Source organism: Thioalkalivibrio versutus (assembly GCF_001999325.1).
GTDB lineage: Bacteria > Pseudomonadota > Gammaproteobacteria > Ectothiorhodospirales > Ectothiorhodospiraceae > Thioalkalivibrio > Thioalkalivibrio versutus.
The window spans coordinates 13,712-27,062 of sequence record NZ_MVAR01000016.1; the positions used below are offsets into that span (position 1 = coordinate 13,712).

At 61.5% G+C, this 13,351-nt stretch carries 8 protein-coding genes and 2 pseudogenes; 8 read left to right on the forward strand and 2 right to left on the reverse strand.

The annotated features are described in order from the left end of the window. The first annotated feature begins 462 nt into the window (after nt 1-462). The 5 genes and pseudogenes from B0684_RS06290 (at nt 463) to B0684_RS06310 (ending at nt 8,262) form a co-directional block, all read left to right on the forward strand. Complete coding sequence (locus tag B0684_RS06290) at nt 463-1,497, forward strand: NERD domain-containing protein (protein WP_018650476.1); 1,035 nt, start codon at nt 463-465, stop codon at nt 1,495-1,497. A gap of 146 nt (nt 1,498-1,643) precedes the next feature. Continuing rightward, the gene (locus B0684_RS06295; RefSeq protein WP_018650477.1) at nt 1,644-3,434 is read left to right on the forward strand and encodes a GmrSD restriction endonuclease domain-containing protein; all 1,791 of its coding nucleotides are present in this window, start codon (nt 1,644-1,646) and stop codon (nt 3,432-3,434) included. A gap of 546 nt (nt 3,435-3,980) precedes the next feature. Next, nucleotides 3,981-4,169, forward strand: a pseudogene (locus B0684_RS06300) (type II toxin-antitoxin system RelE/ParE family toxin); the annotation flags it as partial. Nucleotides 4,170-4,392: 223 nt separating this feature from the next. After that, the gene (locus tag B0684_RS06305) at nt 4,393-6,378 is read left to right on the forward strand and encodes an AsmA family protein (protein ID WP_018650478.1); all 1,986 of its coding nucleotides are present in this window, start codon (nt 4,393-4,395) and stop codon (nt 6,376-6,378) included. A 690-nt stretch (nt 6,379-7,068) separates the two neighbouring features. After that, nucleotides 7,069-8,262 (forward strand): diguanylate cyclase domain-containing protein, encoded by a 1,194-nt coding sequence (locus tag B0684_RS06310; RefSeq protein ID WP_018650479.1) that lies wholly within the window; start codon nt 7,069-7,071, stop codon nt 8,260-8,262. A gap of 174 nt (nt 8,263-8,436) precedes the next feature. On the opposite strand, the pseudogene B0684_RS13940 reads toward B0684_RS06310, so the two are convergent. Beyond that, a pseudogene (locus tag B0684_RS13940) lies at nt 8,437-8,571 on the reverse strand (type II toxin-antitoxin system RelE/ParE family toxin); the annotation flags it as partial. A gap of 322 nt (nt 8,572-8,893) precedes the next feature. On the opposite strand from B0684_RS13940, the gene B0684_RS06320 reads away from it, so the two are divergent. Continuing rightward, entirely contained in the window at nt 8,894-9,334 is a 441-nt protein-coding gene (locus tag B0684_RS06320) for a hypothetical protein (RefSeq protein ID WP_018650480.1), read from the forward strand. Nucleotides 9,335-9,480: 146 nt separating this feature from the next. Beyond that, entirely contained in the window at nt 9,481-9,924 is a 444-nt protein-coding gene (locus B0684_RS06325) for a GNAT family N-acetyltransferase (protein WP_077276993.1), read from the forward strand. Between the two features lie 483 nt (nt 9,925-10,407). On the opposite strand, the gene B0684_RS06330 is transcribed toward B0684_RS06325, so the two are convergent. Continuing rightward, the gene (locus B0684_RS06330) at nt 10,408-11,013 is read right to left on the reverse strand and encodes a PEP-CTERM sorting domain-containing protein (protein ID WP_018168024.1); all 606 of its coding nucleotides are present in this window, start codon (nt 11,011-11,013) and stop codon (nt 10,408-10,410) included. A 901-nt stretch (nt 11,014-11,914) separates the two neighbouring features. Between B0684_RS06330 and B0684_RS06335 the strand changes: the two genes are divergently transcribed. Next, a complete protein-coding gene (locus B0684_RS06335) occupies nt 11,915-13,282 on the forward strand; it encodes a DUF2254 domain-containing protein (protein WP_018650481.1) in 1,368 nt (455 codons plus the stop codon). Nucleotides 13,283-13,351 lie beyond the last annotated feature (69 nt).

The following is a 13,351-nucleotide window of genomic DNA, read 5'->3' on the forward strand; positions in this document are numbered from 1 at the left end:
TCAAGCACCCCTGAGCTCAAGCGTTAGGTGCTTTCGAGGTGTTTTGATGACGGGCAGTGCTCTCCAAGTCTTGCGGCACACAGCGAAGCTTACCTACGATGACCACATCGGTCGGCTCCTGAGTATTGGCCAAGCGGACTTGGAGGGCCCCATATGAAGGGGTCGGACCAAGGTAACAAGATGTATTAACACGGCTTTCCGAATTTGAAGGGATGGTTCAGGGCCTTAAACGGCGCATTTTGGGCCCTGAAACTGCCTTTGGCGCCAAGGTCGTATGATCCGAACGAGACGGGACGGCACCGGTTCAGCCGGGACCACGCAAAACAGAGGGGTCAACCCCCTGCCTTTTGCCTCATGGCAGCCGCTCGACGCCCAGGGGGCTTCGGATGTCTGATCTTACGTGCGATTAATAGCCTGCGCCGCCCAGGCGGCGAGACCGAGTAATTCAGTTCAGGAGCTTCGATGATTCTTAAGGAGAAGGAAGGGCCAAGCGGTCAGGATGAACGCTCAAAGGCCGGGCACCAGCAGGAACAGGACGTGGCGTTCTACCTGCGGCGCGAATTTGGCGACGATGAGAGCGTTCGGATCATCAACGACCTGCGTATCGAGCATAACGGCGAACGCGCGCAGATCGACCATCTGGTTATACATCCGTACGGGCTCGTGGTGATCGAGTCGAAGAGCATCTACGGCGAGGTAAAGGTGAACGGCCACGGGGAGTGGTCGCGCAGCTACCGCGGCGACTGGTACGGGATGCCGTCGCCGGTCCGGCAGGCGGAGCTGCAAGAGGCGCTGGTGAAGGAGCTCCTGAAGGACAACGTGGAGAAGTTCCTCGGCCGACTGCTGGGCCTCCAGACCCAGATTGGCGGCCGTGATTGGAGGACGCTCTGCGCCGTATCCAGCAGCGCGATCCTGCACCGCGATGAGATGCCTCGCGCGATCGCGAATCGCGTGGTGAAGAGCGAGTTCGTCGCGGAAAAGGTTCGCGAGCTGGTCGGCTCACGAGCCAAGGGGCTGGTGACGGCCCGGCCACGATTCAGCCAAAAGGAAATCGAAGGCATCGGCGACTTCCTGCTGCAAAGCCACCTCGCGCCAATCGCGAATCCTTCGGCCGTGGCCGAGCCGGCCCCGCGGGTCCAGGAGTCGCCGGTTTCCGCCAAGACCGAGCCGGCAGCAAAGGCGCAACGACCGGCGACCCCGGAGCCGCAGCCCACACAAGCTGCGCCTTCGCCCGCTACGAATCCGAGTCAGGCCCCCACGCTTGCGTGCAAAAAATGCGGCGAGCAAGACAAGCTAACCGGGATGTACGGCAAGTACGGCTACTACGTGCGCTGCGATGCCTGCGACACGAACACCTCAATGAAGGTCCCCTGCCCGGCCTGCCAGTCCCGCAAGGTCCGAGTGACCAAATCCGGCCCGACCTACACCAGCGCCTGCCAGGACTGCGCCAACGAGTGGGTGGTATTCGCGCAGCGTGGAAGTCCTACCGAGCAGTAGCATCCTGACGTCGACGACTCCAAGGGCCCTGAAAAGCGGCGACAAGCGTGCGTTGACGGTTGCGGCGTTACCCCCACCGGGGCAGCACCTGACTAGTATGTCGGAGCGCACCGCGACTGTCCCGCCTCAAGCAAAAGGCTATAAGAATGGCAAAGTATGAAGTGAAGCAAACTGCGGTAAGCCAGGTGCTGGCTGACGTGCGAAGCGACAAAATTGCGATTCCGGAACTGCAGCGGCCGTTTGTCTGGAAGACGTGGCAGGTTCGAGACCTTCTGGATTCCCTCTACAACGGCTACCCGGTCGGCTATCTGATCACCTGGCAGTCTGTTGGCGCGAAGCTCAAAGGGGGAGAAGTCGCTGCCCATCAGCAGATTCTGATCGACGGGCAACAGCGCGTAACCGCCCTCCGCGCCGCTATTGCGGGCCAGCCGGTTGTCGGTACCCGGTACCAGAAAAAACGCATCGCGATCTCCTTTAATCCTCTCACCGAGGAGTTCGCGACGCAGACGCCCGCGATCCGAAAGAGCAGCCTGTGGATTCACGATATCAGCGAGTTCTACTCGGGCACGAGCCAGCTGACCTTTCTGCGCAGTTACTTCGAGAAAAACCCGGACGCTGACCAGCACAAGGTCGAGGAGTCGGTAACCAAGCTCGCGGCAATCGAGCACGCTCAGGTCGGCGTGATCTCGCTGGCGGATGACCTGGATGTGGAAACGGTGGCCGAGATCTTCGTGCGCATCAATGCCAAGGGCGTCCCTCTCTCGAGCGCCGATTTCGTGATGAGTAAGATCGCCACCTACGGTGACGAAGGCCGGAATCTCCGAAAGCTGATCGACTACTTCTGCCACTTGGCGGTGGCGGGACACGCCTTCTCGGATATCAAGGAGAACGACGAAGAATTCGCCGCCACAGAACATCTGAACAAGATCCAATGGCTCCGAAACCAATCCGACGAGCTCTTCCAGCCTGAGTACACCGATGTGATCCGTATTACCGGATTGGTCGGGTTCAATCGAGGCAAGGCCGGCGCGATCGTGAGCGAACTCTCCGGACTGGACCCCGAAACCCGAAGGATCGATGAGTCTCGGATCCCTGACGCTTATGAGCGGTTTGGGCATGCTCTGGATCAGCTGGTGAGCAAGACACACCTAGAGCGCTTCGTGATGATGATCAAGTCCGCGGGGTTCATTGACTCCAGCATGATCGGATCGAAGAACGCGCTGAACTTCGCCTACGCCCTGTACCTCCTGCTGCGCCAGGATGCCGAGATGACGGAAGGACAACGCTCCCGGATCATCAAGCGCTGGTTTGTGCTCACCCTGCTCTCGGGTCGTGCTGTAGGGAGCTTCGAGTCAACGTGGGAGACTGACCTGAGGCGAATCCGTGAAAGTGGCGCGGAACGCTATCTGGAGATACTCGAGGAATCGGTGCTCGGGGAAGGATTCTGGAACGTGGCACTTCCACAGGAGCTCAACACCCCCAGCAGGCGCAACCCGGCTTTCCAGACGTATCTCGCGGCCCGGGTAAACAGCGGGGGCCGCGGTTTCCTGTCCAAATCGATCAGCGTCGCGCAGATGATCGAAGGTCACGGCGACCTGCATCACATCGTCCCCAAAAACCACCTGATCCAGAACGGGTTTCCTAAGCAGGGGGACTACAACCAGGTGGCCAACTTCGCGCTCACCGAAACGCCTATCAATATCGCGATCAAGGATCGTCCGCCCAAGGAGTACATGGCGTGGATATCCGAGCAGATTGCCACAGGGCAATTTCGGCTTGGCGAGATCACCAATCAGGAAGACCTCAAGGCGAATCTAGCCGAGAACGCCATACCGGAGTTTATCGGGGACGTCACGGCCACCAACTATCAGGAGTTCCTGGAAGCGCGCCGCAAAATGATGGCCGCACTCGTCCGCCGATACTACGAGGCACTGTGACAGCCAGCCGAGCAGACGACGGGTCGGCCCACCACGGTACCGGACTGACTTAAAACGCCTTTCCGAATCAGGCGGACTAATTCAGGGCCTTAAACGGCGCATTCCGGCCCATAAATGGGCTCTTGCTCTGAGAATAGATCCCACTCCGGCACCGCAAAGGGGATCGGTAGAGTCTCGGGCCGCTCCGACGGATTGCCGCGGCCTCTTCGAGGCCTCGCAATGACGGCGGGGAATGACGGCGCGGCATGACGGGGTCGGACCACGGTAACGGGCTGACTTAACGAATCTTTCCGAATCTGAAGGGCTGAATCAGGGCCTTAAACGGCCTATTTTGTGCGTTGAAACGGCGGTTGGGATCCAGGCCGTTCCAACTGATTGCCGACCGCAAGGGGACAGTAGCTTCGGGGTCTACTTCAGACCTAGCCTTTTGGCTGGCATCCGCGCGCAATGCCCGTTGAACAAGTGAGTACTACCCGGCCGGTTGGGTGCTGGACGATCTCGACCGTGTGTTGAGCAACCAGTAGCCCGTCAGCGGGAGTCTCAAGGATGAGTTACTCGGTACGCTTCACGGCGCGAGCGCACGAGGACCTCCTGCGGCTTGTCGCCTGCCTGGGGGAACGCGACCCGGCAGCCGCTGCCCATGCTGGAGCCGCCATCGGTGAGGCGGTGTCGCTACTGAACCGCTTTCCGCTGAGCCGCGCTCGCTGGCCGCCGTCGCGAATCCGAAAGACTTTGAAGGCCCTCACACGCCCGCACATGCGCCGTTCCAATCGGGGCACCCGTGCCTATGATCATTGCAAAGGAATCCACACATCAGGAGGAACACGCCGGCTGGTGGGTCGATGAAATCTCGCTGACCGGCCCATGAACATCCGGTTCGATGGTTTTCGTGCCGGAGGGAACGACCCCGCCGGCACCACTCACATCCGCCCCGGCGGGGCGGGAGAGAGGCTCTACGATGCGCAGAACGCTTACGTGGCTGGCGGCGACGGTGGGCGTTATCGCGGTATTGCTGACCATTGCGATTCTGGTCCTCGACTGGAACATGCTGCGCGGTCCCATTTCGCAATGGGTTTCCGAGGAGACGGGGCGTGAATTCGCCATTGATGGCGATTTGGAGGGCAGCATTTCGATGCACCCGCGGTTCACCGCCCGGGACATCCGCCTCGCCAATGCTGACTGGGCCTCGGAACCGGACATGCTCCGGGTCGAGCGTCTGGATGTGCGGCTCGACCTCGGCGCGCTGTTGCGCGGACAGACGGTCATCACCGATCTGCGCGTGCATGGAGCGGAGGTTCACCTGGAGGCCGATGCCGAAAGACGAGTCAACTGGGATCTGGACACCGAGGAAAGATCCGATGAGCCGCCACAGATTCCACTCATTGAAACAATGGTCATCGACGAGAGCCGCCTGACCTACCGGGATCACGGGCGTGAGTTCGAACTGGATGCCAGGCTGAGCTCGGTTGAGGCGGTCAGTCCTGATGAAGGGGCCCTGCCCGTCACCCTCGAAGGTCAGGGGCGGATTCAAGGTGAGCCTTTCGACCTGAGTATACGCGGCGCGTCGCTCGTGAGCCTGCGCGACACAGACGAACCCTATGCGATCGAACTGGACGCACAGGTGGGCCCCACCGCATTCGCCATAACCGGTACCCTCCTCCACCGCCCCGACCAAATGCATCTCGACATGGATCTGCATCTCGCAGGACCGGATCTCGCCCTGCTCGTCCCGATCCTGCACATTCCGTTGCCCGCTACACCGCCTTACGAACTTGCCGGTCACCTCGTCCGAGAGAACGACCTCTGGCGGTTTGAGGACTTCGACGGCACCGTGGGCGAGAGCGATCTCTCCGGCTTGGTCACCTTCGAGGCCGGCCCGGAGCGGTCGCTGATCACTGCCGATTTACTGTCGCGGAATCTGCAATTCGAGGATCTCGGAGCCGTGATCGGGGTATCCCCGGACTTAAGGGAAGGCGAGGCTGAGGACGGGGGCGAGGCCGAAGACTTAGGGGAAGGCGAGGCCGAAGACGGGGGCGAGGCCGAGGACGAAACGGAACCTGCCCCCCGCGTGTTGCCCGATGCACCGCTCCAGGTGGAGCAGATTCAGAAAAACGATGTGAGACTGACGTTTCGCGGCGAGCGCATTGTCGCACGCGGGCTGCCGCTTAACGACGTCGAACTCGACCTGGAAATCGAAGAGGGCATCCTGCGTCTTTCACCCCTGCGCTTCGGGCTTGCCGGGGGAACGTTTGACCTGTTCACGTCCATCTATTCCGGGGGCGACACGGTGCGGACCGACTACGATCTTCGCCTGTCGGGCATACAGTTGCGCAACATCATTGAAGGCACGCCCATGGATGGCTCCGGCGAAGGCGTCCTGGAGGGACGCGCGCTTTTCTCGACGACCGGGGACACCATCCGTTCCGCACTGGCCACGGCTGATGGCGAGGTGGCCATCATCATGGAACGCGGCCGCATAGACGGTTCGCTGCTGCGCCTGCTGGACATCGGTTTCCTCGAGGCGCTGACCCTCGTGCGGGGCGACACCGTCCCGGATGCGGTGCATATCCGCTGTTTCGTCGCGGCGTTCGACAGCGAGGACGGCGTGATGAAAAGCACGACCTTGCTCCTCGACACCGAGGACACAATGATCGCTGGCGACGGGGAGATCGACCTCGACGAGGAGACCTTCGTGCTCGATATCAAGGGTGAGCCCAAGGAGACCGGTATCGCTCGCACTCGCGTTCCGGTCCGGGTGAGCGGCCCGTTCACTGCTCCCTCCATCGACATTGATCCGTCGGAGCTCGTGATCCGGGGCGGGCTGGCGGTGGGCCTGGCCGCCCTCGTCTCACCGATCGCCGCCGTGGCCGCCTTCCTCGAGCTTGGCCAGGCAGAAGATAGCGACTGCCTGCGGTTGCACGAGGAGTCGAAGCCGGACGAGTGAAACACCCTTGCGGGCCACCATAGCGGGATCGGACCTGCCGGAACGGCGCAATCTCCAACAGTAGAGAAAGAGGACACCCACCTGGTCGGTCAGATTCGAAACTGCAGATGCGACCGAAATGTTTCCGAGCTGATCCAGCCGATTGCCGCGGCCTCTGCGAGGCCTCGCAATGACGGGCCGTCGGAGAAAGAAGACAGGGGCAGCCATGATCGCTCGTTCCCACCCGCAGACGTCGCCGACTTCCCCTGCCAATCACTCGCTACGCTCGTCCTTCGGGCCGGCCCGCGGCCGTTCAACGCGCGCCGCGTTGTGGTAGCTGTACATGACAGGGCCGAACCACGGTAACAGACGGACTTTAAACTGCTTGTGGAATCAGAAGGCCTGTTCCAGGGCCTTAAACTGCGCATTCCGGCCCATAAATGGGCTCTTGCTCTGAGACTAGATGCCACTCCGGCACCGCAAAGGGGATCGGTAGAGTCTCGGGCCGCTCCGACGGATTGCCGCGGCCTCTTCGGGGCCTCGCAATGACGGCGGGGAATGACGGGGCAGACGTGGCTTTGGCCCTCCGCCTCATATTCGAGTAAGAAATCACGGTTTGATCCGATACTATCCGGAATCCGCGCGACAGTGCGGGGCGCTTGGCCCATGGGAGGGTGGCTCCCCATGCTCGCCCCTCGGAAGGAGTAGTCGATGCAGTTCTCGCAAAAGGTGCAGCGGATCAGCGGGCGGTTGTTGAACGCCATCACGGTCGCTTTCGTGGTCCTGCTGGCGGGCATGATTGTGATTGTGGGCAACAGCCTGTGGCAGAACCAGCGCCTGCTGGACGAGCTGCGTCACATCACGGAGGAGCGAGGACAGCGCATCCAGCTGGCGTCCGATCTGCTGGAGGCCGCCTACAATCGCCACCAGACCATGGTGAATCAGGTCATCACCGACGACCCCTTCGAGCGTGATGACCTGATGATGGCGTACCACCGCTGGGGGAACCGGGTCGGCGAGGTGCGCGCGGCCCTCAATGAGCGCGTGACCGAGGATGCGGCGCGGGCAAGACTCGAGGAACAGGATGCCCTGATCCCGGAGATCGTGAGGCTGCAGGACCAGGTGGTGGACCTGGCGGCCCGCGAGGAGATCGAGCCGGCAATGGCGATCCTGAGCGAGCGTCTGTTTGATCTGGATCGGGAGTTCGACAGCTCCATCGAGGCGTTGCGAGCACATGAACGCGCCCAGATGGAAGCCGCAGCCGAGCGCGCAGGCGAAGTCGGGGCGCACACGCAGCGCTTCATGCTGGTGTTCGGTGGCGGCGGCGTGGTGTTCGCGTTGGCTCTGATTCTGCTCACCCGGCGGACCCTGGTGACCATGCACCATGATTTGCGCGAGCAGGCGTCACAACTCGACGAGGCCGGACGCCAGCTGCAGCACGAGGCTAGCCACGACCCGCTGACCGGTCTACCCAACCGGCGTGCTTTCTATAAGCGCCTGCAGGACGCAATCGCCTGGTCCCAACGGACCGGCGAAGCGTTCTCCGTAGGCTTCATCGATCTCGACCAGTTCAAGCCGGTGAACGATCGGTTCGGACACGCGGCGGGCGACGAACTGCTGGGGGTGGTCGCCCGCCGGCTGGAGGAGGCGCTCAGCGAGCCGGCCTGTGTGGCCCGGGTCGGGGGTGACGAGTTTGCGGTGCTACTGTTTGGCGAGGATTCAACCGAAGCCGAGGGGAAGCGACTGCAGGCGGCGGTGTCCCGGCCGGTCCAGCTTGCTGCGGGCGAGGTCACGCTGGCGATGACTCTGGGTTGGGCCTACGGTCCGGGAGACGGCGATCCAGACGAACTGCTGGGGCGAGCCGACCGCGCCATGTATGGTCTCAAGGCGGGGCGCGGGACGTAGCCGGAGAAAGAGGACACCACCTTTGCGATCCGATCCGGCACCGCGAATGCTACCAACAAGGTCTCGGGCCAGTCCGGCCGATTGCCGCGGCCTCCGCGAGGCCTCGCAATGACGGTGGGCCGGGCTTGCGTGCGCTCAAACGCCACGAACCGTGAGCGGAGGTCTGGTGGCTGCCTAGCTCTTCTTCGACGCTCCACCAGGGTGGTGCAGCAGGCGTTCGCTTCGCCAGACGCGGACAACCCTCACCCGACCGGGATCACGCCGGTACACGATGCGGAACGGTGGATGGACGACCTCTCGCAGGAACGGGACTCATAACGGGGTCGGACCACGGTAACCCGCTGTAGGGACGAGACTTTCCTGCTCTCAAGCGCGGTTTCGGGCCCTTGGTCGAGGCATTTCACCGCCGAAATGGGCCCTTCATGCCGCCCTGGGCGCACACACGCGCGATTGGCTCAAGATTGATATGGTTTCCGCCGAGGAACGACCCAGAACAACAACGAGAGAGCTGCACGGATGGCGCTATCAGACCGAAATTACGACCGCGACGGGCCGCCCCGTCGTAGGCGGGGGGCGCAAGCCTGCCGCCCCAGAAGAATTAGCGCTGGACCGAAGCACCAAACAACTCCTCATGGTCGTGCTGATCCTGGCGCTCGTCCTCGCCCTTGCCTATCTGCTCCACTACCACATGCAGATCCGGGCCGTGAACAACATGCTGGAGCGGCTCGGAGTCGTTCAGACCGAGGCCGCCGAGCAACTCGTCAAACCGGCGCTCGACGGTCTGCGCAGCCAACAGGAACGCCTGCAACAGCAACACCGACATCAAGAGGCGGCCCGTCAGCGTGAAGAGGCGCTCCGTCAGCGCGAAGCCGCACAGGCACGCAGAGAGCGTGAGTTCGAACGCGCATTCATCGCGCAGTACGAGGTGCCGGACGGCTGCGACAGCTGGGACTCCCAAGCCCAGATGGTCGAGTGCACGAACCAGCGCATCCGCGCGCGCCGCGAATTCCGGGCCGAATTCTTCCCGGAGCCCACCCCGGGCCAGATCCTGCTGGAGGACACGCCGCGATGACGCCGAAGACCCTTCCCGATTCTGCAGCCTTCCCGGACCCTGCCCCGGGGCAAGAGGCAAGGTCTGCCCCCGAAGTCCCGTGCGTCTTCGCCTCCATTGCGCAGGCGCGCGTGCTGTTGGCGTTATGCTTTTAGAGGACTCGTCAAGTGATAGAAGCAGTGTCAAGTAAGAACATCGAAGAAGTACTCCCGCTGATTAGAAAATACCAGGAGTTCTACAAGGTTCAGGAAATTGATGACGAGAAGAATCGAGTGTTCTTCTCGCAGTTCAGCGAAAATGGAAATAATGGCTGCATTTTCCTGTTCAGGAGCAAAGCCGGAGACGCCGTGGCTTTTGCTACTGTATATTTCACGTATGTATCCAGTATTCCCGCTCGGGTCGGCGTTATGAGCGACCTTTATACATTGCCAGCCCATAGAGGAAACGGGATAGGTAAGCGGCTGATCAATCATTGCCTGGAGTTCGCCCGGGAAAAGGGTGCAGCAAGACTTCAATGGCTTACAGCCCAAGACAATCATCCGGCTCAAAAACTTTACGACTCCCTTAATACAAAAAAGAGCGAATGGTATGTCTACACGTACAGCGCATAGCCAAGCAAAGCAGTTCGGCCCTGCGGACCTGCGGACTCATGACGGGGTTGGACCACGGTAACGAAATGAGAATAGGCTGAGCGTCATAATGTGGCGCCAAATTTTCGGGGCCAAGACGGCCCCGTTTTTCGTTCGCCCGCTAGATCAGATCACTGGAGTCAGCCGTTGCGCTTTGCTCCCGTGTCTACGGAGTCTAGTCCTCGTCTTCGGCCCTCGGAGAAACATGACCAGGTCGGACCACGGTAATGGAATCCCGGCATTTGCAGCGCACGCTGCGCTGCACCGGTTTGATTGCCTTTGCGATAGCAAGGGGCTTTGCAGCCTGCATCAGGCTCAACCACCTGCGGCGGGCGGTTCTGGCGGCACAACCTTGTGCCGCGGGGAAACCGGCACCCCTCCCGCCGGAGGCAGATCTGCGCCGGCCGCACGGGAAAGGCCCCGGAATCGCTTCCGGGGCCCGTTCGGACAGGGTGCTGCGGTGGCTTACGCCGTCGAGGCCGGGGCGGGATCCTTGCGCCGGCGCAGGGCCCAGCCGAGCATCACGAGGCCGATACCGACCAGGAGCAGCGAGCCGGGGGTCGGTACTTCGTTATTTCCGTTACCGCGGTAGTACACCGAGATGTGCGAGATGTCGCGATCCTCGCCCGCGCCCGACAAATCGAACGGGGGGGCGGTCAACGGGGTGGCGTAGGTCCCGCCCAGGGCGCCGTTCAGCATGTCGTAGGCCACGATGTTGGTGTCGGCGCCATCCTTGAACGCGAACATCAGGTTCTCGAAATTGCTCCAGAAGTCGAGAACCACCAGCTCCCAGGTCCCGCTCTGGGCATCGCCGCTGAAGCTCACGATGGTTGCCGGATCATTGGGGTCGTTGATCAGGTTGCCGTTGGTGTCCTCGTACTTGCCGTCGAACAGCCAGTCCGAGTAGCCGAAGAACTCGGCATTGTTGACGACTGTGAGGCTGGTATTCACGTTGCCGTCAAGCGGCTCCAGGACCTGGCAGCCCTGGTTGGGCGTGACCTTGTCGCCCAGGTTGCCGTCGAGATCGGAGCAGTTGATGACGCTGGCGGAGGCCGAGCCGGCGGCAATCATGCCTCCCGCGAGCAGAAGGGCGAGGGTTCCGCCCCGTACAGTCTTTGTAGTCATGGTTGTTACCTCGTGGGTCTGCGCAGGCAGGTTGTGGTTTGGGGTCTGCGCTCGCCCACGAATTTGCAACATCCATGCCCGCTGGATTCCGCTCTATATTGACGTTGGAAAACCGTAGGTTACGCGCACCCGACGGGGGGCGGTCGCAAACGCGATCATCGGGTGTAAAGGGTTCTGACGCGTGCACGGGTGAAGGACCTCGACCAGGTCACATCGACGGGGTTGGGCCACGGTAACTAGGCGTGTTAACGGGGCTTTCTGAACCCAAAGGGCTGTTTGAGGGCGTTATTAAACGGCGCATTGCGGCCCATAAATGGGCTCTTACTCTGAGAGAGGATCCCGCTCCGGCACCGCGAAGGCGACCGGTAAGGCCTCGGGCTGCCTCGACGGATTGCGCGGCCTCTGCGAGGCCGCGCAATGAAGCCATCTCAACCTTTTCCCCCGCCCCTTCCGGTCCTGACGACACGCAGCGTACTCTGCTGTAGAAACGGAGTAGCACAAAAAAGGAGACAGACATGGGGCTTTACGATCGCGACTATGTCCATGAGAAAAAAACGGCCCATACCAAGAAAGCGAGGGGTGATCGAACCGGGGGAACATCCAACCCAGGTGCTGACGCCCGCCGGACTCGCCCGGCTCAGACGTCGCACTCGACAACCGGGGCCCCACCCAGTCCAGACTGGAAGACGATCGTCCTATGGGCATCCCTCGCCGCGAACGTGATGCTTCTAACGGCCTTGGTCATCCTCCACGGAAGATAGGATCTCCCGGGGTCGGGAGAATCGAGGAAGACGGGGCCGGACCACGGTAAGCCGGCGGACAGCATGTGAGTGAATGAGGCGTCATAGTGAAAACACTGACTTTCAGGTATTGGGACCGCATTCGATCCAGCTTATGGTTCATCCCCACCATGATGGCCCTGGGCGCGGTGTTTTTGGCCTGCATAAGCGTCGCCCTGGATAGGCCGGTGACGAACTGGTTGTGGCGTTCGTGGGGCTGGACATTCACCGGTGGAGCCGAGGGGGCCAGCGCCGTGCTGGGGGTCATCGCCGGATCGATGATCACCATCGCTGGAGTTGTGTTTTCGATGACGCTGGTCGCCCTGTCGCTGGCGACGTCGCAGTTGGGGCCGCGCTTGCTCCGCAATTTCCTGCGCGATACGACGACTCAGGTCGTGCTGGGCACGTTCGTTGCCACCTTCCTGTATTGCTTGCTGGTCCTCCTTACCATCCGGCGCGCGGAGGAGGTTGCTTTCGTTCCTCATATATCAATCACGCTCGGCGTACTCTTTGCGGTCGCGAGCGTGGGGGTGCTGATCTATTTCATTCACCACGTGTCTGTTTCGATGCAGGCCAACGAAATCGTGGCGCGCGTGAGCGACGAGTTGATCGCCGGGGTGGACCGCCTATTTCCGGAACACATCGGGCAGGGGACGCCACGGACGTCGGCAACACCACCCGAGTCGGCATTTCTGGACGTATTTGACCGGGAGGCTCGTCCCATTCGAGCGAGCGCGGACGGATACATTCAGTTCATCGACACGGACGCTTTGATCGAGTTGGCGATGCAAAAGGACGTGGTCATTCGACTGGAGCGAGTACCCGGCGACTATGTGGTCTCCGGTGGCCCCCTGATGCAGGTCTGGCCGGGAGAAAGGGCCGCCGACGTGCCTGCGGATCAGGTCAACAACACCTTCGCCCTGGGTAACCAGCGGACTTCGGGCCAGGACATCGAGTTCGCGGTTACCCAACTCGTGGAGGTCGCTCTGCGTGCCCTCTCCTCGGGAGTGAATGACCCGTTCACGGCAATTACGTGCGTAGACCACCTGGCGTCCGCGTTGAGTCGTTTGGCTACGCGAGACATGCCATCGCCCTATCGTTATGACAGTACGGATCAGCTGAGGGTGATTGCTCCAGGGTCTACTTTTGTGGACGTCACAGATGCGGCCTTCAACCAGATCCGACAAGTGTCCCGCTCGAACACCGCGGTTACTGTCCGCCTGCTGGAAACGATCGCCGAGGTCGCGAGATTCGTACAGCGGCCAGAGGATCGCGCTGCGCTGTTACGGCACGCTGAAATGATTGCCCGTGGGGCTAGTGAGGGACAGCCCGAAGTTGAGGACCGCCAGAAGGTAGAGGAACGCTTTGAATATGCGAAACAATTGTTGAGCGTGTCGCCAAGGACAGGGTCGGACCACGGTAACGGACTGAGTTAACGCGGCTTTGCGAATGTGAAGGGCTATTTCCAGGGCTTACACGGGGCTTTTGGGCCCGTAAAGGGGCTA

Excerpts from the sequence above, each read along its gene's own strand:
- B0684_RS06295 (WP_018650477.1), top strand. The coding sequence starts at position 1,644 with ATGGCAAAGTATGAAGTGAAGCAAACTGCGGTAAGCCAGGTGCTGGCT.
- B0684_RS06310 (WP_018650479.1), top strand. The coding sequence starts at position 7,069 with ATGCAGTTCTCGCAAAAGGTGCAGCGGATCAGCGGGCGGTTGTTGAAC.
- B0684_RS06320 (WP_018650480.1), top strand. The coding sequence starts at position 8,894 with ATGGTCGTGCTGATCCTGGCGCTCGTCCTCGCCCTTGCCTATCTGCTC.
- B0684_RS06305 (WP_018650478.1), top strand. The coding sequence starts at position 4,393 with ATGCGCAGAACGCTTACGTGGCTGGCGGCGACGGTGGGCGTTATCGCG.
- B0684_RS06290 (WP_018650476.1), top strand. The coding sequence starts at position 463 with ATGATTCTTAAGGAGAAGGAAGGGCCAAGCGGTCAGGATGAACGCTCA.
- B0684_RS06330 (WP_018168024.1), bottom strand. The coding sequence starts at position 11,013 with ATGATTGCCGCCGGCTCGGCCTCCGCCAGCGTCATCAACTGCTCCGAT.